18 protein-coding genes are annotated in these 20,767 nt (G+C 74.9%); 5 read left to right on the forward strand and 13 right to left on the reverse strand.

Annotated elements, in window-relative coordinates; translation table 11 throughout:
• Positions 1–64: 64 nt before the first annotated feature.
• Together LPA42_RS29875 and LPA42_RS29880 are read left to right on the forward strand one after the other, a co-directional pair.
• Positions 65–439 (forward strand): DUF742 domain-containing protein, encoded by a 375-nt coding sequence (locus LPA42_RS29875; RefSeq protein WP_043963940.1) that lies wholly within the window; start codon positions 65–67, stop codon positions 437–439.
• Position 440: 1 nt separating this feature from the next.
• The gene (locus tag LPA42_RS29880; protein WP_043961834.1) at positions 441–1,034 is read left to right on the forward strand and encodes an ATP/GTP-binding protein; all 594 of its coding nucleotides are present in this window, start codon (positions 441–443) and stop codon (positions 1,032–1,034) included.
• Between the two features lie 380 nt (positions 1,035–1,414).
• On the opposite strand, the gene LPA42_RS29885 is transcribed toward LPA42_RS29880, so the two are convergent.
• Positions 1,415–3,973: a transposase gene (locus tag LPA42_RS29885; protein ID WP_077936087.1), complete on the reverse strand. Its 2,559-nt coding sequence runs from the start codon at positions 3,971–3,973 to the stop codon at positions 1,415–1,417.
• Positions 3,974–4,037: 64 nt separating this feature from the next.
• Positions 4,038–5,048 (reverse strand): DNA primase, encoded by a 1,011-nt coding sequence (locus tag LPA42_RS29890; protein WP_077936088.1) that lies wholly within the window; start codon positions 5,046–5,048, stop codon positions 4,038–4,040.
• 118 nt (positions 5,049–5,166) lie between these two features.
• Between LPA42_RS29890 and LPA42_RS29895 the strand changes: the two genes are divergently transcribed.
• Positions 5,167–5,502, forward strand: coding sequence for a PadR family transcriptional regulator (locus LPA42_RS29895; RefSeq protein ID WP_077936089.1), 336 nt, complete (start codon positions 5,167–5,169; stop codon positions 5,500–5,502).
• A gap of 485 nt (positions 5,503–5,987) precedes the next feature.
• Here the strand turns inward: LPA42_RS29895 and LPA42_RS29900 are convergent, their stop codons facing one another.
• From LPA42_RS29900 to deoC, 10 genes are all read right to left on the reverse strand, one after another.
• Positions 5,988–6,680, reverse strand: coding sequence for a permease prefix domain 1-containing protein (locus LPA42_RS29900; RefSeq protein WP_077936091.1), 693 nt, complete (start codon positions 6,678–6,680; stop codon positions 5,988–5,990).
• Positions 6,681–6,739: 59 nt separating this feature from the next.
• Complete coding sequence (gene cydC / locus LPA42_RS29905; protein ID WP_077936092.1) at positions 6,740–8,614, reverse strand: thiol reductant ABC exporter subunit CydC; 1,875 nt, start codon at positions 8,612–8,614, stop codon at positions 6,740–6,742.
• On the reverse strand, positions 8,611–10,386 hold the full coding sequence (gene cydD / locus LPA42_RS29910; RefSeq protein WP_228987029.1) for a thiol reductant ABC exporter subunit CydD: 1,776 nt from the start codon (positions 10,384–10,386) through the stop codon (positions 8,611–8,613). Before cydD ends, cydC begins: the two co-directional genes overlap by 4 nt.
• A complete protein-coding gene (locus tag LPA42_RS29915; protein WP_077936093.1) occupies positions 10,383–11,390 on the reverse strand; it encodes a cytochrome d ubiquinol oxidase subunit II in 1,008 nt (335 codons plus the stop codon). The genes cydD and LPA42_RS29915 overlap by 4 nt, the downstream gene beginning before the upstream one ends.
• An 11-nt stretch (positions 11,391–11,401) precedes the next feature.
• Positions 11,402–12,652 (reverse strand): cytochrome ubiquinol oxidase subunit I, encoded by a 1,251-nt coding sequence (locus LPA42_RS29920; protein ID WP_077936094.1) that lies wholly within the window; start codon positions 12,650–12,652, stop codon positions 11,402–11,404.
• Between the two features lie 342 nt (positions 12,653–12,994).
• Positions 12,995–13,900, reverse strand: coding sequence for a M56 family metallopeptidase (locus LPA42_RS29925; protein WP_077936095.1), 906 nt, complete (start codon positions 13,898–13,900; stop codon positions 12,995–12,997).
• Between the two features lie 10 nt (positions 13,901–13,910).
• The gene (locus tag LPA42_RS29930; RefSeq protein ID WP_077936096.1) at positions 13,911–14,384 is read right to left on the reverse strand and encodes a BlaI/MecI/CopY family transcriptional regulator; all 474 of its coding nucleotides are present in this window, start codon (positions 14,382–14,384) and stop codon (positions 13,911–13,913) included.
• Between the two features lie 172 nt (positions 14,385–14,556).
• The gene (locus LPA42_RS29935) at positions 14,557–15,381 is read right to left on the reverse strand and encodes an aldehyde dehydrogenase family protein (RefSeq protein ID WP_077936097.1); all 825 of its coding nucleotides are present in this window, start codon (positions 15,379–15,381) and stop codon (positions 14,557–14,559) included.
• Positions 15,374–16,798 (reverse strand): aldehyde dehydrogenase family protein, encoded by a 1,425-nt coding sequence (locus tag LPA42_RS29940; protein ID WP_077936102.1) that lies wholly within the window; start codon positions 16,796–16,798, stop codon positions 15,374–15,376. Before LPA42_RS29940 ends, LPA42_RS29935 begins: the two co-directional genes overlap by 8 nt.
• Before the next feature lie 5 nt (positions 16,799–16,803).
• Positions 16,804–17,763, reverse strand: coding sequence for a deoxyribose-phosphate aldolase (gene deoC, locus LPA42_RS29945; protein WP_077936098.1), 960 nt, complete (start codon positions 17,761–17,763; stop codon positions 16,804–16,806).
• Between the two features lie 124 nt (positions 17,764–17,887).
• Between deoC and upp the strand changes: the two genes are divergently transcribed.
• On the forward strand, positions 17,888–18,520 hold the full coding sequence (gene upp, locus LPA42_RS29950; protein WP_043961846.1) for a uracil phosphoribosyltransferase: 633 nt from the start codon (positions 17,888–17,890) through the stop codon (positions 18,518–18,520).
• A gap of 166 nt (positions 18,521–18,686) precedes the next feature.
• On the opposite strand, the gene LPA42_RS29955 is transcribed toward upp, so the two are convergent.
• Entirely contained in the window at positions 18,687–19,898 is a 1,212-nt protein-coding gene (locus LPA42_RS29955) for an RNA-guided endonuclease TnpB family protein (RefSeq protein WP_077936099.1), read from the reverse strand.
• Positions 19,899–20,052: 154 nt separating this feature from the next.
• Between LPA42_RS29955 and LPA42_RS29960 the strand changes: the two genes are divergently transcribed.
• Positions 20,053–20,730 (forward strand): GPP34 family phosphoprotein, encoded by a 678-nt coding sequence (locus LPA42_RS29960; RefSeq protein ID WP_077936100.1) that lies wholly within the window; start codon positions 20,053–20,055, stop codon positions 20,728–20,730.
• Positions 20,731–20,767 lie beyond the last annotated feature (37 nt).

The raw sequence follows: 20,767 nt of genomic DNA on the forward strand, positions 1-20,767 counted from the left end.
ACGACAGAAACGACGGGTTCCACCGGTCCAGCCGGTGTCGGGGACGAAGGAGGTGAGCGGCGACATGGATCGTGACGAACCGACCGGAGCGTTGGTCCGTCCGTACGCCGTGACCCGCGGTCGTACCCGACCCCGGCTGGACATCGCGCTGGAGGCACTCGTCGAGACGACGGTGCGTGGTCGGGCCGCTGCCGGTTCCAACGGCGGCCAGGGCCGGGAGCACCAGTACATCGCCGCGCTGTGCGACGGACGGGTGCAGTCGCTTGCCGAGATCGCGGCGCGGATGCAGCTCCCGCTCGGCGTGGCTAGGGTGCTCATCGCCGACATGGCGACCGACGGCCTGGTCGCGGTCCACGAGCCGACCATCCTGGACGACTCCGACGACGCGGTGGGCACTGAACTGCTGGAGAGGGTGCTGAGTGGACTTCGCAGGCTCTGACATGTCGCACCGCCCGCCCGTCCCGAGCGGGCGCGTGACGTCGGCGAAGATCGTTATCGCCGGTGGTTTCGGCGTCGGCAAGACGACGCTGGTCGGCTCGGTCTCGGAGATCACGCCGCTGACCACCGAGGCGATCATGACCTCCGCCGGCGTGGGCGTCGACGACACCCGGCAGGTGCCGGGCAAGACGACGACCACGGTGGCGATGGACTTCGGCCGTATCTCGATCGACCGGGACCTGATCCTGTACCTGTTCGGCACCCCCGGCCAGACCCGGTTCTGGTTCATGTGGGACGAGCTGGTCCGGGGCGCCATCGGCGCGGTGGTCCTGGTCGACACCCGGCGGCTGGCCGACTGCTTCGCGGCCATCGACTTCTTCGAGCACCGGCGGCTGCCGTACCTGGTGGCCATCAACTGCTTCGACGGGATGCAGTACCACGACCCGCAGGACGTCCGGGACGCGCTCGCGATCTCGCACGAGGTGCCGGTGGTGGCCTGCGACGCCCGTAACCGGGAGTCGACGAAGCACGTGCTGATCTCGCTGGTCGAGTACGTGCTCACGATGCGTCGCTCGCGCGCGGTCGCGCCGGCCTGATCGACGACGGGACGCGCCCGACGATCGGCATTCCGCCGGGGTCGTCGGGCGCGTCCGGCTGTCCGGGCCCGGGTGGCGACCGGTTGTCGTTGCTGGCGGTCGCCTGCTCCTGCGCCGGGACGCGCTGCTCTGCGTCCTAACCCCTAACCGGGTGTGGGTCCCTCGACGTCAACCGTCCCCAGGGGACGTCAGGCCGCCGCAGGGCAGGTGTAGCCGTCGGCGTGGGGTGGCTGCGGCCGGGTCTGGTCGGCCGAGGTCCCTGAGTCCACCAGGGAGCTCTCCGTCGTCGTGGCGGCCGTATGCCGCAACGCTCCGGTGGCCGCAACGCTCCGGTGGCCGGGACGGGAAGCCGGGGCGGCGAGGCCGCCCCGGCCGGATGGTCAGGAGCGGTAGCCGGCGGAGCGGTACTCGTACTCCCGGTCGTCGTCGCGGTCGCCGGTGTCCCGGGTGAAGTCCCAGCCGCCCGCCGCCTCGCGACCCGGTCGGCCGCCGACGGCGAAACCGCCGATCTCCTGCCCGCGACGCCAGCCCCGGAAGTAGCCGGTCGTGTTCTCGGCGAGGCTGGCCGCGTCGCGGACTATCCGCAGGGGACGCTCCTCGCGCAGGGGCGAGCCCGGCACCAGGTTGGCCTGCGGCACCCGCTTGGGCAGCCCGGCCTTGGTCTCGGCACCCACCGCCGGACGGGCGGCCTGCTCGGCGGCCTGCCACCCGGTGTCGGCGGTGCTCGACCAGTCCAGCTCGGCCTCGTCGCCGTGGCCGACGAACCAGGCCGACTTGGCGGCGGCGAAGATCAGCAGGTCACCGTCTCCCTCGTCGGAGATCGGCGGGGTACGCCGCTCCATCGGGGCGGGACGCGGCGGCTGGGGCGGGGCCGACCGCTGCTCCATGGTGGGCCGCTGCTCCGCAGGGACCCGCTGCCCGAGCGGGGAGCGGTGCTCCATCGCCGGCCGTTCGGGCCGGGGCTCCGGGGCGGGACGCTCGGCGCGGGCTGCCTCGCCCCGGTCGACCAGCCGCAGCGGCGGCGGCTCCAGACGCGGGTCCCCGGTCGGGCCCGACCCCTCCCGCAGTGCCCGGTCGGCCAGCGGCGGCGGCTCGACCAGCCGCAGCATCGGCGGCTCCTGGGGCAGGTCGTCGGCGAGCCACGGCGGGGTGACCCGGCCCTCGGTCGCCGGGACCACCTCGGTCGGGGCGTCGATCTGCCGCTTCGCCCGCTCCTCGAAGGGGCGCACGACCGGGTTGTTCGGAGAGCTGTCCGCCGGGTCCTCGGGGTTGTTGACCAGCGGCCAGTTCGCCCGCGAGCCGGGGGGAGCAGCCTCCTGGCCGGGGCGCGGGGCCGGGACCGGGACGCTCAGGTCGGTGGCGCTGAAGCCGCCGGTGGGCGGCGGCGCGGACTCGCCCGTCGTCTTGGGCCGGGGCGGGATGATGGTGCGCTGCCGCTCCGCCCGCGCGTTCTGGATCGCGGCCGTGGTCAGCGTGGGCCGGAACGGCTCGCCGGCCTCGGCCGGCGGCACGGACCCGCGCTCGCGCTGGCTCGGCGCGATCGGCGTGATGCCCGGTGGCGGGGGCGGCGGCGCGGAGACCGGCCGGTTGGTCGGGCCGTCGATCAGGCGGCGCGGCTCCGGCGCGGACGCGGGCGGGCCGTCCATCAGGCGGCGCGGCTCCGGCGACGGAGGACCGTCCATCAGGCGGCGCGGGTCGGGCGACGGAGGACCGTCCATCAGGCGGCGCGGGTCGGGCGACGGAGGACCGTCCATCAGGCGGCGCGGGTCGGGCGACGGCGGGCCGGAGACGGGCGGGGTGGCCGAGGCGGCCGGGACGACCGGGCGCGGGGCGACCGGCGGCGGGGCGACGGGCTCCGGCGCGACCGGTGGCGGGCCGAGCGGACGGGGCTGGGCGGGCAGGCCGCCGCCGGCGACCGGCTCGGGACGGCTGCGCCGCCCGGCGACCGGTTCGGGCTCGGTGGGTCGCAGCGCGCGCAGGCCCGAGCCGGGAAGCTCGGCGATCGGCTCCCCCCGGCGGGCGGCGGCCCGGCGGCCAGACGCCGGCACGGGGGTGGTGACCCGGGCGTCGAGCGCGCCGACCAGGGCCTCGCAGCCCGCGTCGCACGCCCGCACCGAGGCCACCGCCTGGCGGACGGTCTCGGCCACGGCGGAGGTGAGCGCCCGGCTCACCGCCGCGCGGCGTGGGGTCTCGGCGATGGCGACCCGCAGCGCGGTCACCGCATCGTTGATCTTGCCTTTATCGGCCACCCCGTCGGCCGCGAGGTGGGCGGCGATGGCGTCCGCCGCCACCGACACCTCCCGGCCCCGGGCGATCGTCCCGCCCAGCATGCCGGGTTCCGGCAGGGCGTCGAGCACGGCCAGGGCGACCGGCTCGGCCGGGTCCGGGTATGCGCGCAGGGCGGCGGGGTAGAGCTCCCGCAGCACCTCGCGCAGCGCCACGGCGGCGGAGTGCCGGCCGCTGGCGAGCGCGGCGTGCGCCGAGAGGACCTGCTTGTAGCCGGCGAGGTCCCGGGGCGCCGGCAGGGTGACCGCCGACAGCGCGCCGGCCTGGAGAGCCCGGGCCAGCCCGACCGCCCGCCGCTCGGCCGGCGGGGACTGCATCTCCTCCAGCGAGTCGTCGTCGGCGAACCGCTCGGCGAAGTCGTCGACGGAGTCGTCGTCCGCGATGGCCAGGGGACGCCCGGCGGCGCTCAGCAGCGAGGTGACCGTGTGGTCGTCGCTGTCGGCGGCGATCGCGGCCCCGCTCGGCCCGCCCGACCGCTCCACGAGCAGCGCGACCAGCTGGGCATAGCCGGCCGGGTCGTCGCCGATCTCGCAGACATGGAGCAGCCGACCTGCGTCGTCGACCACAGCGGACGTCAGCGTCGAACCGGCCGAGGCCGGTCGGTCGGCCGGATCCGCCGAGGCCAGACCGCAGTACACGCGCACGAGCGCCACGGCGTCGTCCTCCTCCCGGGACTGAGGTCTTTCTCTGCCAGAGACTGATGCTCCCTGGAACGCGTCAGTCGCGCCAGTCCACGACTGCAGAGATCTTGCCGACAATGGTGCGCCACCCGAGACTCGCCGTCTGCGCGCCGATCTTCTTCAGCCGACGCCGGCCGAGGAAGCCCCCGATCCCGCCGTTGGCGGTGGCGCGCAGCGCCTCGTCCAGGTCGTCGAGGCTGGAGCCGGCGGAGAGCATGTCCAGCACCGCAGGCAGCCGCAGCGCGTACGCGATGTCCCGGGCCACCTCGCCGGCCTCGATCAGGAGGGTCGAGTCCCAGGTGTCGTGCCCGCCCCGCAGGTTCTCCACGACCAGGTCGAGCTCGTAGGTGTCCTCGTCGAGCGGGACGATGTCGGCCGGTTCCACCCGTTCGGACAGTTCATTCCAGCTGTCCAGTTGAGACATGTCGTTGGGCGCGCCGGACCTGACGAAGCTGACGAGGGACTCCGGCGTCTTGAACAGCAGCAACTTGCCGCGGTGGCTGAGGAAGACCGGCACCTCCTCGTCGCCCGCCTCGTCTTCGGCGTCGTCGGCGTCCGACTCCTCCGTCGCGTCCGCGTCCGCGTCAGCGGTGTCGGCCGCGTCGGCGTCGGCGGTCGGCTTGCGGCGGCGGGACTTCCCGTCCGCCTCCTCGGCCTCCTCGGCCTCTGCCTCGGCGAACTCGGCGGCCAGTTCCTCGTCGAGGATGACGACCTCGTCGTCGTCCTCGTCGTCGGTCTCGACCGCCTGCCTGCGGGCCAGGAACGGGTCGTCCTGGTCGCGCTCGGCGACGTCGGTCGGGGTCAGCTCCCGCGCCGGCCGGTACGCCCGCAGCGTGAAGCCGGTGCCGGCGGGCAGGGCGATCTCGACCGGGTCGATCCGCAGCTCGTCCCAGAGCGCACGGTCGGCTTCGCGCGCCGACGGGCGCTCGGCGTCCTCGTCGATCTCTTCGAGGGTGCCGTCGGTCTCGTCGAGCTCGGGCTCGTCGGCGTCGGGCCGTTGGGGCGACTGGCGGGCCACGCTGACCTCCGTGTGCTTCGGGCTGCCCACCCGGCGGCGTCTCCGGCCGTCGAGTGACTCTGGGCACATACCCTAGTGGGCGACTCCGGGAGGCCGATGCCCGCACCCCGGTGGCGGCCCGCGTGGCCCACACGTAGTCTTGCTACCTATGAAGGCCCAGGCGCTGCACGGACACCTCGACGCGCTGCTGCTCGCGGTGCTGGAGCGGGGGGCCCTGCACGGCTACGCCATCATCGAGGCGCTGCGCGCCCGCAGCGAGGGCGCCCTCGACCTGCCCACCGGGACGATCTACCCGGCGCTGCGCCGACTGGAGCGGGCGGGGCACGTGGCCAGCAGTTGGAGCACCGTCAACGGCCGGGAGCGCCGCACCTACGAGCTGACCGACTCGGGCCGTCGGGCCCTCGCCGGTGAGCGGGCCGGCTGGCGGGAGTTCAGCGCGACCGTCGGCCAGTTCCTCGGCGACACCCCGCCCGCGCCGGCCTGACCCCGCCCGGCTGCCCCCGCCCGCCCGGCTGCCCGCGCCCGCCGGCGGCCCCTACGCCCGCGTCCCGGGCCTGCGCCCCGGGCTTGCGGCCCGCCCTCGGCTTGGCTGCACTCATGTCACTTTCTGTCATGGCGGCGGCCATCGTCGGTGCGGTAGAGCGTGCGTCACTCCGCGTGGCGGTCGGCCTGCCCGGCATGACGACTCGTCTTCCCTTTGCTCTGCACCCATCCGCGCAACACCTGGCTGGGCTGCTCAGATGTGGAGTCGGCGGTGCCGGGCGGGTCGACGTGTGGTCACCCTACGTCAGGTGTTGCGTATGTGGGTGCAGAGCAAAGGGGTGAAGTGGGCGTGGTGGTGCTGGGCGTCTCCGTTGCGGGGAGTGACGAACGGGGGCGTGGGTGCGTGGGACGTGGTGCGTCCGGGCGCGGCCGGCTCCGGCGGAGCGTCGGACCCACGCCGGGCCGGCGAGCCGGCTCGGGCGCACCCTATGCCGGTTCGGCCGGCCGGCGGCGGGTCGCGAGCAGCCAGGACCGGGCCGCCCGGCCGATCCACAGGAACCCCGCGCCGCTGGCCAGCGCGCCGACCAGCATCGGTGGCCAGGTGCGGGCCGCCTCCCACAGCCCGACGGACCAGCCGTACAGGGCCGCGCCGCTGGCCGCGCCGAGGACGAGCGCGGCGGTGAGCGCGAAGCCGGTCAGCCGGGCGAGGCGGGGCAGCGCCGGGTGCGCCGACCGGGCCGACGCGGCGACCACCGTCAGCCCCGCCACCGCCAGCACGGCCGCGCCCAGCCAGATGCCGTTCACCGCGCCCGACAGCAGGCGGTAGGCCACCGGTGGGCCGGGCCCGCCGCTCCAGCTCGACCCCTGCCAGGTCAGGTCGCCCGCGACGACCAGCACGCCGGCGACCGCGAGCACCCGCAGGGACAGGCCGCGCAGCGACCCGGTGGCCAGCTCCGCCTGGTACGCCGGGGCGAGCCGGGCCGGCTCGCCGAACTCGGCCACCGCCCGCCGCGCGGCCTCCGCCGCCGGCAGACCCCCGTCCCGGTACGCCTCCACGGCGTCCTGCAACGCGTGGCGGGCCTCGGTGAGCAGGTCGGCCTTCAGCCGCGCCGGGCCGTGCAGCCGGTCGCCCAGCTCGCGCAGCCGCTCCTCCACGAGTACGTCGTCGCCGCGCGCCATGCGACCGAGCCTGCCACGCGGCGGCGGGCGGCGCGTCCGGGGGAATCCCGGAGGCCGGCTCAGGGGCGGGGCGTCAGGGCCAGGTACCCGCGCTCGGCCGCCTCCTGGAGCAGCCACTGGTCCCGGTACCAGCCCGGCGTGGCGACCAGCTCGTCGTGCCGGCCGCGCTGGACCACCCGGCCGGTGTCGAGCACCACGATCTCGTCGAGGTCGGCGAGCCCGCTGAGCCGGTGGCTGATCAGCAGCACCGAGTGCCCGGCGGGGGTCGCCGCCAGCGCCGAGGCGAGCACCGCGTCGGCGGTGGCCGGGTCGAGCCCCTCGGTCGGCTCGTCGAGCACCAGCACCCCGGGCGCGGCGAGCAGCGCCCGGGCCAGCGCGAGGCGCTGCCGCTGGCCGCCGGAGAGCTGACCGCCCTCCTCGCCGACCACCGTGTCCCAGCCGGCCGGCTGGGCGTGCACCCAGTCCAGCAGCCCGGCCGCCCGGGCCGCGGCGGCCAGCTCGGCCTCGTCGGCGGCGGGCCGGCCGAGCAGCAGGTTCTCCCGGACCGTGGCGTGGAAGACGTACGCCTCGGCGAGCAGGCCACCGACCGCCCGGGGCAGCTCCTCGGCCGGGTACGCCGACAGGTCGACCCCGTCGAGGGTGACCCGGCCCTCCGCCGGGCCCACCGAGCCGGTGAGGACGGCGGCGAGGGTGCTCTTGCCGGCGCCGCTGGGCCCGACCACGGCGATCCGGCGACCGGCCGGCAGATCCAGGGTGAACCGGTCGAGGGCCGGGGCGGCGCCGGCCCGGTACCGCACGGTGACCTCGTCGAAGCGCACGTCGTGCGAGCCCGGGACGACGGCGGTGACCCCGGCGGCCCGAGCAGCCCCCACCTCGGCCCCGACCCCGGCCCCGGCGTCGGCAGCGGCCGCGTCGGGCTCCGGAGCGGTCAGCAGGGCGGCCACCCGGACCAGCCCCGCCCGCAGTTGGGTGCGCTGCCGGGCGGCCCCGACCAGCGCGAGCGCCACCTCGACGGCGGCCAGGGAGCCCACCGCCAGCACGCCGACCAGCACCCCGCCGACGCCGCCGCGCAGCGCGGTGACCACCACCGCGCCGGCGGTAGCACCGGCGACCAGCACCCCGGCGGCGTCCACGGCGAAGCCGGTCGCGGCGAGCCGCCGCTCCAGCCGGGCCAGCCGGCGAGCCCGGTCGGCGGCGGCGTCCAGCGCGTGCCCGGTGGCCCCGAACGCGGCCAGGTCGGCCGCGCCGTGGGTCAGGTCCACGGCGTCCGTGGCGAGGGCGCCGCGCAGCGGGGCCACCTGGTCGGCGGCGTGCCGGGTCAGCGCGGTGGCCGCGAGCGGCAGGGCGACCCCGGCGACGAGCAGGCCGAGCGCCAGCACCCCGGCGGCGGGCAGCGACACGGCGGCGGCCCCGGCCACGGCCAGCACGCTGACCGTCGCGGCGGCGGCCCCCGGGACGAGCACCCGCAGCAGCAGGTCCTGCACGGCCTCCACGTCGGACACGAGCCGGCTCAGGGCGTCCCCGGTGCGCTGCCGGGCGGCGTCGCGCCGGGCGGCCAGGGCGGCGAAGACACCGGCCCGCACGTCGGTGACCATCCGCAGCACGGCGTCGTGTCCGGCGAGGCGCTCGGTGTAGCGGAACACGCCCCGGCTGATCGCCAGCGCCCGCACCGCGACGATCGCCACGGTGAGCCGGTCCAGCGGCGGCCGGCCGGCGGCGCTCATCAGCAGCCAGGTGGCGGTGGCCATCAGGGCCAGCCCGGCGAACTCGGTGGCGGCGGCGAGCAGCCCCGCGCCGACCAGCCGGCCCAGGTACGGCCGGGCCAGCCGCAGCACGGCCCGCTCGGCGGCCCGGGCGCTCCCGCCGCCAGCCCGGCTGCTCCCGTCGCCAGGCCGGCCGCTGTGGTCGCCAGCCCGGCTGCTCCCGCTGCTCACCGGGCCCCCTCCTCTCCGGCCGGCGCGGTGGCCACTCCCGCACCGGAGCCGGGAGCGGCCGACGCGGCAGCCACCCCCGCTGCGGGAGCCGCCGGGGCGGGGGTCAGCTCGGTGACCCGGCCGTCGTCGATCCGCAGGATCCGGTCGGCGTCGGCGAGCAGCGCCGGACGGTGGGCCACCAGCAGGGCGGTCCGCCCGGCGACGAGCCGGCGGGTGGCGGCCAGCACCCCGGCCTCGCTGGCGGTGTCCAGGCGCGCGGTCGGCTCGTCCAGCAGCACCACCGGCGCGTCCCGCAGGAACGCCCGCGCCAGCGCGACCCGCTGCCGCTGGCCGCTGGACAGGCCGTGCCCGCGCTCGCCGAGGACGGTGTCGAGCCCGTCGGGCAGGGCGGCGACGACCTCGTCCAGCGCGGCGGCGGTGACCGCGGCGGCGAGCGCGGCGTCGGGTGTGCCGGGTGCGCCGAGCCGGATGTTGTCGGCGAGCGGGGCGGCGAAGAGGTGGGCCCGCTGCGGCACCCAGGCGACCTGGCGCCGCCACCCGTCGGGGTCCGCGCCGGCCAGGTCGACGCCGCCGACGGTGACCCGGCCGGACGTCGGGGCGACGAAGCCGAGCAGCAGGTTGAGCAGGGTGCTCTTGCCCGCCCCGCTCGGCCCGACGATGGCGATCCGCTCGCCGGGCCGGATCGTCAGCGTGACGTCCCGCAGCGCCACGGTCCGCTCGTACGCGACGGTCACGCCCTCGAACCGGATCTCGCCGCGCCCGTCGGGGGCGGGCCGCGCCCCGGCGGGCGTCGCGGCGTCCGTGGGCCCGGCGGGGGCGCTCGGGTCGGTGGCGGAGAGGGTCAGCGCCTCGTCCAGCGCGGTGAGCCCCTCCATGCTGGCGTGGAAACGACTGCCGGCGGCCCGCAAGGGCAGGTAGGCCTCCGGGGTGAGCAGCAGCACCAGCAGCGCGGTGGAGAGCGTGATCCCGCCGCCGAGCAGCCGGATGCCGACCGGCACCGCGACCAGCGCCACCGACAGCGTGGCGACCAGCTCCAGCACCAGCGCGGACAGGAACGCGATCCGCAGCGTCCGCATCGTCGCGGCCCGGTGCCCGTCGGCCATCCGGCGGACCACCTCGACCTGGCTGCGGGCCCGGCCGAACGCGCGCAGCGTGGGCAGCCCGGCGACCATGTCGAGGAAGTGCCCGCCCAGCGTGGACAGCCGCCGCCACTGCCGCTCGGTGGCGGCCTGCGCCTGCCAGCCGAGCAGCGCCCCGAAGACCGGGATCAGCGGCAGGGTCAGCGCGATGATGACGGCCGAGCCCCAGTCGGCGAAGGTGATCCGGGCCAGCACGGCCACCGGCACGGTGACACTCAGCACGAGCTGCGGCAGGTAGCCGGTGAAGTACGCGTCCAGGGCGTCCAGCCCGCGCCCCGCCAGCGTGGCGAGCTGCCCGGCCCGCTGCCCGGCGACCCAGCCGGGCCCGTGCCGGCCGACGGCGGCGAGCAGGTCGGCCCGCAGCGCGGCCTTGACCGTCGCGGCGGCCCGCGCCGCCACCGTGCCCTGCGCCCAGGCGACCAGCGCCCGCCCCGCCACGGCGACCAGGAACCCGGCGAGCGCCGGCCGGGCCAGCCGCCCGTCGAGCGCGGTGGCCAGCACCGTGGCCAGGGCGGTGGCCTGCCCCACGACCAGCAGCGCCGTGAGCCCGCCGAGGACCGCGAGCACGGCGAGGTCGCGCCGGGCCGCGGGGACCCGACGCAGCAGACGCGGGTCGAAGGGACGGCGGTTCACCAGTACACCGGTGTCCTGCCGTCGGTCCGTCCCCGGAACACCCACCAGCACATCGCCTGGAAGCCTAGTAGGGCCGGCAGGAGCGGCAGCACCAGCCAACCCAGCAGCGTCAGCGTCGGCCCGCTGGCCGCCGCGTCCGCCACGCTCAGTGACGCCGCCGGTGCGACGGTGGAGACCAGCGCGTAGGGCCAGAGTGCCGCGCCGACCCCGGCCACCGGCAGGGCCAGCGCCGCCGAGGTGGCGGCGAAGGCCACCCCGGGCCGCCGTCGCCCGAGCGCCGCCCGGGCCGCCAGCAGCGCCGCCACCAGCACCAACGGCAGCAGTACGGCCGGCAGCGGGCGCTGTGTCGCGGCGCGTACCCGATCGGAGAGCAGGCCCGCGACGGCGGCCAGGGCGACCGCGGCGAGCGCCGCCGCGACCAGCCGGCGGGCGGTACGGGTCAGCGGCCCGGCGGCCTCGGCCGGCAGCCGGAGCGTGAGGAACGTCGCACCGTGCGCCGCCATCAGGGCCGCCATCGCCAGCCCGGCGAGGGCCGTGAACGGGGTGACCGCGTGCCCGACGCCCGTGACGTGCCCGTCGGCGGCCAGCGGCACGCCCTGCAGCAGCCCGGCGAGCAGCGCGCCCCAGCCGAACGCGGCGGCCAGGCTCCCGGCGGCCACCAGCCGGTCCCAGGCGGCGCGGGACGGCTCGCCGGTCGGGCGGCTGCGCAGTTGCACGCCGACGGTCACCGTGATCGTCCCGCCCAGCGCGGTGGCCACGACGGGGTAGAAGCCGGACAGCAGTTCCCCCTCCAGGGCGGGGAACGCGCCGAACAGGATGCCGGCGGTCGCCACCAGCCAGACCTCGTTGCCGAGGAAGAACGGGCCGACGGCGGTGAGGGCCGCCCGGCGGTGGGCCGGCGGCGCGCTCCGGGCCAGCAGCAGGCCGATGCCGTAGTCGTAGCCGGCGAGGACCAGGTAGCCGGCGAGGAAGAGCCCGAGCAGGGCGTACCAGGCGATTTCCACGGGTGGCCTCCTCAGCCGAGGACGGGGACGGGACGGGGGTCGTCGGTGGCCGGGCCGGGCTGGCGGCCGAGGGCGGGGTCGGCGGCGCCCCGGGCGGCCTGCCGGGCGAACAGCACCCAGTTGGCGACGGCGAGCCCGCCGAGCAGCAGGGTGAAGCCGATCAGCGAGGCGAGCATCACCCCGGGCGCGACCGGGGAGACGGCCCGCTCGGTGGGGAGCAGCCCGTACGCGACCCAGGGCTGGCGGCCCACCTCGCGGGCGATCCAGCCGAGGATCACCGCGACGAAGGGCAGTGGCAGCGCCAGCAGCACCAGCCAGAGGGGGAACCGCAGCCGGATGGCCCAGTCCCGCCAGAGCAGGGGGAGCAGCAGCCACAGGCCGCCGAGCAGGAACCCGATGAGGATCATGAAGCCGAGCCCGACGTCGGCCAGCACGGGCGGGGCGTAGTCGCCGGGCCCGAACCGGGCCGTCCACTCGGCGACCAGGACGTCGCGCTGCGCGCCGCCGCCGAACTTGGTGGGCTGGGCCTGCCTGACGGGCCCGAACTGGGCGAAGCCGAACCCCTGCACGAGGCTGATCGAGACGGCCGCGGTGACCAGGCCGATTCGCAGCGAGGCGCGGAACAGCGCGTGGTCCGGGGTGCGCCGGATGAGGTGCCAGGCGCTCACGGCCGCCATCAGCATCCCGCCGGTGAGCAGGGCGGCGGCGACCACGTGCCCGAAGGCCAGGCCGAGGGTGGGGTTGGTCAGCAGCGCGCCGAAGTCGGTCAGGTGGGCCACCCCGTCGCGCACCTCGTAGCCGACCGGGTGCTGGAGCCAGGCGTTCGCCACCATGATCCAGAACGCGGAGGCGTACGCGGTCAGAGCCACGCCCCACAGCAGTGCCAGGTGTACGCCCCGGCGCAGCCGGTGCCAGCCGAAGATCCACATCCCGAGGAACGTGGACTCCAGGAAGAACGCGACCAGGGTCTCGATCGCCAGCGGGGCGCCGAAGACGTTGCCGACGTAGCGCGACAGGCCGCTCCAGTTCAGCCCGAACTGGAACTCCATCAGCAGGCCGGTGCCGATGCCCAGCACGTAGTTGATCACGTAGAGCTGGCCCCAGAACCGGGTCAGCCGCTCGTAGGCGGGGTTGCCGGTGACCGCCCAGGTCGTCTGGAGCCCGACGAGCAGGGTGACCAGCCCGAGCGTGACGACGACGAAGAGGAAGTGCAGCGAGGTGGTGGTGGCGAACTGGAGTCGGGCGAGGAGCAGGGGATCCATGACCGCCCTCCGAGAGTAGGCTGTCTTGTCGTAGCAAGCCTACATATAGGATCGCTACGTATAGGCCCGCATGTCGGCGATCCGGCACCAGGGGAGGCGTCCGGCAACGGGGGACGCGGGCCGACCCGCGCCGCCGCGCTTGGCGCGCCGGCGATGTCGGCGACATGGGGGTATCCCGAGAGCCAGATGCCCCCATGTCGCCGACGTGGAGTCGATCAGGGCCGGGTCGCGGGCCGGGCGAGTCCGGTTGGGCGAGTCCGGTCGGGCGAGGCCGGGGAGGCGGGCGAGGCCGGGGAGGCGGGCGAGGCCGCGGCGGGCGTCAGTCCGTCGGGAGGCGAGGAGTCAGCTCAGGAAGAGGGAGACCGGCAGCGAGACCAGGGTGGCCGCCACCGTCAGCGCGGCGGCCCCGAGCAGCCGGGGTGGCCGGTCGGCGACCAGCAGCCGCTGGACCCGCACGTCCAGGTCCCGGTCGCCGAGGCCGAGCGTGCCGGCCGGGGCGATGCGGTGGCCGGCCGCCGCGAACCGGCGCAGCGCCCCCGCCAGGGGAGCCTCGGCGTGCAGCTCGCGGGCCTTGTCGTCGGCGCGCATCTCGACCAGCAGGGCGACCCGCTCGTGCGCGTCGCGTACCCACCCGAACCAGGGCAGCGCCCGGCACAGCGCGGTGAACGGCAGCAGCACCAGGTCGTGGCGCTCCTGGGCGTGCGCCCGCTCGTGGGTCAGCACCGCCGCCAACTCGGCCCGGTCGAGCATGCTGAGCGCCCCGGCGCTCACCACCACGCGGGGCTTCACCCCCGGCAGGCAGTACGCCGCCGCGCTCGGGTGGTCCAGCACCAGCGCCCCCGGCACCTCCGGGTCCCGCCGGGCCACCAGGGCGAGCAGGTCCCGGTGCCGCCGCTGCGCCCGGACGGTGGCGTGCACGCTGCGTACGGTCGTGCCGAGCAGCACCGCCCCGATGCCGAACCCGACCCCGACGAGGCCGAGGTGCACCGCCCCCACGCCGGCCGGCAGGGTGCCGTGGGCCAGGTCGTCGGCGAGGGCGAGCAGCGCGCTCCCGGTCGGCCGGTCGTACGGGGCCACGCCGAGTGCCATCGGCAGGCCCATCGCGGAGAGCCCCAGCGCCAGCCCGACCGCCTGCCAGCAGACGATCGCCACGCGGGGGGCCCGCCACGTCCAGGTCGACGCCGCCAGGACCTGCGCGGTCAGGTAGCAGGCCAGGACCGTCGCGGCGAAGTGCACGGCGTACGCCATGACGCCGGCCCTACCGGTCCGTCGCCTCGTCGGCGAGGGCCGGCTGCCCGGCCCGGTCGGCACGCGGCCCGTCGACCCGGCCGGTCAGCGGCTCCGCGCCGGTGCGCTCGGTCGACGGGGCGCCCGCCTCCGCGCCGAGGGCGGCGCGCAGCACCTCGGCCTCGGTGCCGGTCACCGACCGGGCGAAGCGCACCAGCGCGGCGTCCCGGCTGCCGCCGAGGTCCAACGCGTCGAGCATGAGCTGGGCGATGTGCGCCTCGCGGCTGGCCGCGGCCTGGTAGCGCCAGGCCCGCCCCTCCCGCTGGCGGCGCACCATGCCCTTGCCGGCGAGCCGGTCCAGCACGGTCATCACCGTCGTGTACGCCAGCTCGCGGCCGTCGAGGGCCTCGGCGACCTCGCGCACGGTCACCCCGTCCGACGTGCCCGGGACGGTGTCCCACAGCACGTCCATCACCGCTCGCTCAAGATCACCCAACCGCGTCACGACATGAATCCTACCCCCCGTAGTAGACCCCTCCCACGGCAGCACACCTGAGCCGGAACTCACCCGCGGCTCGGCCGGGGTCAGGTTTTCGGGGGGAGCCCGCCCGCGGAGGGATCAAGCCCTGACCGCCCGGAGCGGGCGGGCTCCCCCCGAAAACCCCAAGGCCGGAACGCTAGACCCCCTTGGGATGCCAGACCGTCTTCGTCTCCAGCAGCGTCGTCATCCGCGTGACGCCCGGGTCGGCGTGCCAGTCGTGGTCGGCCGGGGCCGGCCGGAGCACCCGCTTCAGGTTCTCCGCCGCCTTGACCTCCAGGTCGGCGGCGAGCGCGGCGTCGCCCACCCCGGTCAGGTCGATCGCGTTGACGTCCATGTGCGCGGCCAGCGTCGGCACGGTCTCGGTGAGCGCGCCGGTGAGGATGTTCACCACCCCGCCCGGCAGGTCGGAGGTGGCCAGCACCTCGGCCAGGGTCACCGCCGCCAGCGGCTGCGTCGGCGACGCGGCCACCACCACCGTGTTGCCGGTGACGATCGCCGGGGCGATCACGCTGACCAGGCCCAGCAGCGCCGGGGACGCGGGGGCCACCACGGCCACCACGCCCGTCGGCTCGGGCGCCGACAGGTTGAAGTACGGCCCGGCGACGGGGTTCGCGCCGCCGTACACCTGGGGGAGCTTGTCGGACCAGCCCGCGTACCAGACCCAGCGGTCGATCGCCGCGTCGACCTCGTCGGCCGGCACGCCCAGGGCCACGAACTGCTCGCGGCGGCCCTCCAGCATCTCGGCGACCCGGTAGAGGATCTGACCCCGGTTGTACGCGGTCGCCCCGGCCCACCCCTTCACGGCGGCGCGGGCCGCCACGACGGCGTCCCGTGCGTCCTTGCGGGAGGCCAGCGACACGTTGGAGTCCTGCACGAGATACGACCGTCCCGACTCGCTGCGCGGGAACTTCCCGCCGATGAAGAGCTTGTACGTCTTGCGCACCGCGACCCGCTCAGACATCGAGGTACCCCTCCAGCCCGTGCCGGCCGCCCTCGCGACCGTAGCCCGACTCCTTGTAGCCCCCGAACGGCGAGGTCGGGTCGAACTTGTTGAACGTGTTGGCCCACACCACCCCGGCGCGCAGCCGGTCGGCCATCCACAGGATCCGCGAACCCTTGTCGGTCCAGATCCCGGCCGACAGCCCGTACGGCGTGTTGTTGGCCTTCTCGACGGCCTCGGCCGGGGTGCGGAACGTCAGCACGGACAGCACCGGCCCGAAGATCTCCTCCCGGGCGACCCGGTGCGCCTGGGTGACCCCCGTGAAGATCGTCGGCGCGAACCAGAACCCGCGCTCGGGCAGCTCACACGGCGGCGACCAGCGCTGCGCCCCCTCGGCCGCGCCCGCGTCGGACAGCTCGCGGATGCGGGCGAGCTGCTCGGCCGAGTTGATCGCGCCGATGTCGGTGTTCTTGTCCAGCGGGTCGCCGACCCGCAGCAGTGCCATCCGGCGCTTCAGCGACTCCAGCACCTGCTCGGCGACCGATTCCTGCACCAGCAGCCGCGACCCGGCGCAGCACACGTGCCCCTGGTTGAAGAAGATGCCGTTGACGATCCCCTCGACCGCCTGGTCGACCGGCGCGTCGTCGAAGACGATGTTGGCGGCCTTGCCACCCAGCTCCAGCGTCACCTTCTTGCGGGTGCCCGCGACCGACCGGGCGATGGCCTTGCCGACCTCGGTCGAGCCGGTGAAGGCGACCTTGTCCACGCCCGGGTGCTCCACCAGCGCCCGGCCGGTGTCGCCCGCGCCGGTGACGATGTTGACCACGCCGGCCGGCAGGTCGGCCTGCTGGCAGATCTCGGCGAACAGCAGCGCGGTCAGCGGGGTGGTCTCCGCCGGCTTGAGCACCACCGTGTTGCCGGCGGCCAGCGCCGGGGCGATCTTCCAGGCCAGCATGAGCAGCGGGAAGTTCCACGGGATGACCTGCGCGGCCACGCCCAGCGGCTTCGGGTCGGGGCCGAACCCGGCGTGGGACAGCTTGTCGGCCCAGCCCGCGTAGTAGAAGAAGTGCGCGGCGACCAGCGGCAGGTCGACGTCCCGGGACTCCCGGATCGGCTTGCCGTTGTCGAGGGACTCCAGCACGGCCAGCTCGCGGGAGCGCTCCTGGATGAGCCGGGCGATCCGGAACAGGTACTTGGCCCGGTCCCGGCCCGGCATCGGGCCCCACACCTTCTCGTACGCGGTGCGGGCGGCGCGGACCGCGCGGTCCACCTCGGCCCCGCCGGCCCAGACGACCTCGGCGAGCACCTCCTCGGTGGCCGGGTTGACCGTCTTGTGGAGATCCTCGCCGGCGACGAACTCGCCGTCGATGAACAGGCCGTAGGACGGCCTGAGGTCGACGATCGCGCGCGACTCGGGCGCAGGGGCGTATTCGAAGATCACGCTCAGTCCAGGGTGAAGTAGTCGGGACCGGAGTAGACGCCGGTCGTCAGCTTGGTGCGCTGCATGAGCAGGTCGTTGAGCAGGCTGGACGCGCCGAACCGGAACCAGTCCGGGTCCAGCCAGTCGCCGCCGACGGTTTCGTTGACCATGACCAGGTACTTGATCGCGTCCTTGGTGGTCTTGATCCCGCCGGCCGGCTTCACGCCGACCTGCCGCCCCGTGGCGGCGCGGAAGTCGCGGACCGCCTCCAGCATCACCAGGGTCACCGGCAGGGTGGCCGCGATCGGCACCTTGCCCGTGGAGGTCTTGATGAAGTCGCCGCCGGCCAGCATCGCCAGCCAGGACGCCCGGCGCACGTTGTCGTAGGTGGCCAGCTCGCCGGTCTCCAGGATCACCTTCAGGTGGGCGTCCCCGCACGCCTGCTTGGTGGCCACGATCTCGTCGTAGACCTCCTGGTAACGCCCGGCCAGGAACGCGCCCCGGTTGATCACCATGTCGATCTCGTCCGCGCCGGCCGCCACGGCCGCCCGGGTGTCGGCGAGCTTGACCTCCAGCGGCGCCTGCCCGGACGGGAACGCCGTCGCCACGCTGGCCAGGTGCACGCCGCTTCCGCGCAGCACCTCGGCCACGTGCGGGACCATCGCCGGGTAGACGCAGACCGCGCCGACGTGCGGGCAGGACGGGTCGGCCGGGTCGGGGCGCAGCGCCTTGGCCGCGAGCGCCCGCACCTTGCCGGGGGTGTCGGCCCCTTCGAGGGTGGTCAGGTCGACCATCCGGATGGCCAGGTCGATCGCCTGGGCCTTGGCCGTGGTCTTGATGGAGCGGGTGCCGAGCTGGGCCGCCCGCTGCTCCGCGCCGACCTGGTCCACGCCCGGCAGGCCGTGCAGGAAGGTCCGCAGAGCGGTCTCGGATCGTCCCAGCTCGGAGAGGTCCGACCGGGCCGACGTCGCTGTCGCCGTCATGCCCGGAAGTCTACGCACCCGCGCGCCCCGTGATCTTGGTCACGTGATCGCCCTGTCGGCCGTGGAGGTGAGCGGCGTCGCTCCCCATGTCCCGGGACCCGACCGTTCGGTAGGTTGACCGATCGTGGACGTACACGTCATCGATCACCCGCTCGCCCAGTCGCGGCTGACCGCCATGCGGGACGCGCGCACCGACTCCTCCTCCTTCCGGGCCGCGCTGCACGAGCTCACCACCATGCTCGTGTACGAGGCCGCCCGCTCCTTCCCCGTCGAGAAGTACCCGGTGCAGACCCCCGTCACCGGCGCCGAGGGCACCCGGCTCGCCAACCCGCCGCTGCTCGTGCCCGTGCTGCGGGCCGGCCTCGGCATGGCCGACGCCGCGCTCGGGCTGCTCCCCGAGTCGTCCATGGGCTTCGTCGGCCTCGCGCGCGACGAGGAGACGTACGAGCCGCGCGCCTACATGGAGTCGCTGCCCCGCGACCTCGCCGGCCTGCCCGTGCTCGTCCTCGACCCGATGCTCGCCACCGGCGGCTCCCTGGAGCACTGCTGCCGGCTGCTCGCCGACCGGGGCTGCACCGACATCACCGTCCTCTGCGTGCTCGCCGCACCGGTCGGCATCCGGCGGCTGGAGGAGTCCGGCCTGCCGCTGCGCCTGGTCACCGCCTCGATCGACGAGGGGCTCAACGACAAGATGTTCATCGTCCCGGGCCTCGGCGACGCCGGCGACCGCCAGTTCGGCGGCATGCCCCGCTTCTGACGTGCAAGGAAGGGCCCCCTATTAACGCCTGCGGTATAGAAGGGTCCCCTTCTCGCCGGCGCGAGTGGGCCCGTCGGGCGGGTGCGCTCACCGGAGGAGTGTGCTCATGGGGCGCGCAGGGGTGCGCTGAGGCGCTACCGTCTCGGGCCTTGACATCCTCCTCTGCCTATAGGCAGAGGATTCCAGCGGTCGCCCGCTGGGTTTCCTGCTTCGCTGCCGACTGCCTCGTTCGAGAGGGGGCCTCCCGTTGAGGTCTTACGTCAGCTCCACAGGCTGTCACCGCCAGCCCGGCGGCCAGGATGTTGCGTGCGGCGTTCACGTCGCGGTCGTGGAGCACCCCACACCGGCAGGTCCACTCGCGGATGTTCAGCGGCATCTTCTCGGCGAGGGCACCGCAGGCGCAGCAGAGCTTGGACGACGGGAACCAGCGGTCAACTACGATCAACTTGCGGCCGTACCAGTCGGCTTTGTACTCCAGCAGGGTGCGGAACTGCCGCCAAGCCGCGTCGCTGATTGCCCGGGCCAGCCGGTGGTTCCTGGTCAGGTTTCTTACGGTCAAGTCCTCGATCACGATCGTTTGGGTTTCACGAACGAGTCGAGTGGTCAGCTTGTGCAGGTGATCGCGGCGGCGGTCCGCGATGCGCGCGTGCACCTTGGCAAGATGGAGGCGAGCCTTGGCCCGGTTCGCGGAGCCCTTCTCTTTCCGGGCAAGGTTGCGATGGGCGCGCGTCAGGCGGGTCCGGTCGGTGCGTTCGTGTCGCGGGTTGGTGATCTTCTCCCCGGTGGAGAGGGTGAGCAGGCTGTCCAGGCCGGCGTCCACCCCCACCGCCTCGCCAGGCGCCGTCCGGGGTGCGATCAGGTCTTCGCAGAGCAGGGATACGAACCACCGTCCCGCCGCATCCTGCGACACCGTCACGGTCGACGGGCAGGCACCCTCAGGCAGCGGGCGCGACCACACCACGTTCAACGGCTCGGACATCTTGGCCAGCGTCAGCCGGCCGTGCCGATAGCGGAATGCGCTGCGGGTGTACTCCGCCGACCGGCGGGACTTCTTCCGGCTCTTGAAGCGCGGGTATCCAGCGCGCCGGGCGAAAAAGTTCGTGAAAGCGACTTGCAGATGCCGCAACGCCTGCTGCAACGGCACCGACGACACCTCGTTGAGGAATACCAACTCCTCGGTCTTCTTCCACCCGGTCAGCAACGCCGACGTGGCCTGATATCCGACCCGTTCCCGGCGCAGGGCCCACGCCTCGCTGCGGACCCGCAACGCCATGTTGTAGACCAACCTGACGCACCCGAACGTCCGGGTAAGCTCCGCCGCCTGCCCCTCTGTCGGGTAGAAGCGGTAGGTGAACGCCCGCTTCACCGCCCTGGTCACGACTTGCAGAGTAGTCGTTCCATGAGTGGGCCTCACGGTGGCGCGCGGGACGACGCCTACCGCCCTTGGCGGCGGACCGGCTTTCCCGCCCTGCGCCGCAGGGGTTCCGATTCCTCCCTGCCATAACGGCAGGAACATCCACGGAAGGAACACGATGACTGGTGTTGCGCTGGCCGAGGAGTTGCTGCTCCTCGCGTACGACGATGAATCCGGCAAGGCGACCATGCCGCGGATCAGCCTCGACCTCGGGATGGCCGCCGCCGTACTGATCGAGCTGGCCCTCGCCGGCCGGGTCGCGTACGCCGACGGGAACCTGGTGGTCACGGACCCCGCGCCCACCGGCGAGCCGATCCTGGACGAGGTCCTGGGCCGGATGGCCGCCGACACCCCGCACACGCCGTCGTCTTGGGTGCAGCGGCTGCGGCACGGCCTGCGCGACCGGATCCTGGCGACCCTGGTCGCCCAGGGCGTGGTGCGCGACGTCGAGGAGACGGAGCTGGGCTTCATCCACGTGCACCGTTACCCGACGGCGGACGCCACGGTGGAGGAGGACACCCGGCGGCGGCTCGCCGAGGCGCTGGCCGGCGGCCAGCTCCCCGACGAGGCGACGGCGGCGCTGGCCACCCTGGTCGCCGTGCTGCGGATGGAGCCGGCGCTCGGCCTGACCGGCGACGCCGCCGTCGATGCCCGGCGGCGGCTGGAGGAGATCGCGGGCGGGGCCGGCTTCTCCGGCACCGTCAGCCTGGACGACTCGGTGGTGCGCCCCTCGGTGGCCCTGGTCGTCACCGCCCTGGGCCAGGCGGTCGACGCCGCCCTCGGCAAGCGCGCCTAAGGCACAAACCCACCCACCCACCCACCCAGCCTCGGTG

This window comes from Micromonospora sp. DH13, from assembly GCF_020873825.1.
Taxonomy (GTDB): domain Bacteria; phylum Actinomycetota; class Actinomycetes; order Mycobacteriales; family Micromonosporaceae; genus Micromonospora; species Micromonospora haikouensis.

What these genes read in the sequence shown, in the direction of transcription:
- LPA42_RS29875 (WP_043963940.1), top strand. Translation starts at nt 65, where the DNA reads ATGGATCGTGACGAACCGACCGGAGCGTTGGTCCGTCCGTACGCCGTG.
- LPA42_RS29880 (WP_043961834.1), top strand. Translation starts at nt 441, where the DNA reads ATGTCGCACCGCCCGCCCGTCCCGAGCGGGCGCGTGACGTCGGCGAAG.
- LPA42_RS29895 (WP_077936089.1), top strand. Translation starts at nt 5,167, where the DNA reads ATGAAGGCCCAGGCGCTGCACGGACACCTCGACGCGCTGCTGCTCGCG.
- LPA42_RS29900 (WP_077936091.1), bottom strand. Translation starts at nt 6,680, where the DNA reads ATGGCGCGCGGCGACGACGTACTCGTGGAGGAGCGGCTGCGCGAGCTG.
- LPA42_RS29920 (WP_077936094.1), bottom strand. Translation starts at nt 12,652, where the DNA reads ATGGATCCCCTGCTCCTCGCCCGACTCCAGTTCGCCACCACCACCTCG.
- LPA42_RS29925 (WP_077936095.1), bottom strand. Translation starts at nt 13,900, where the DNA reads ATGGCGTACGCCGTGCACTTCGCCGCGACGGTCCTGGCCTGCTACCTG.
- LPA42_RS29935 (WP_077936097.1), bottom strand. Translation starts at nt 15,381, where the DNA reads ATGTCTGAGCGGGTCGCGGTGCGCAAGACGTACAAGCTCTTCATCGGC.
- deoC (WP_077936098.1), bottom strand. Translation starts at nt 17,763, where the DNA reads ATGACGGCGACAGCGACGTCGGCCCGGTCGGACCTCTCCGAGCTGGGA.
- LPA42_RS29960 (WP_077936100.1), top strand. Translation starts at nt 20,053, where the DNA reads ATGACTGGTGTTGCGCTGGCCGAGGAGTTGCTGCTCCTCGCGTACGAC.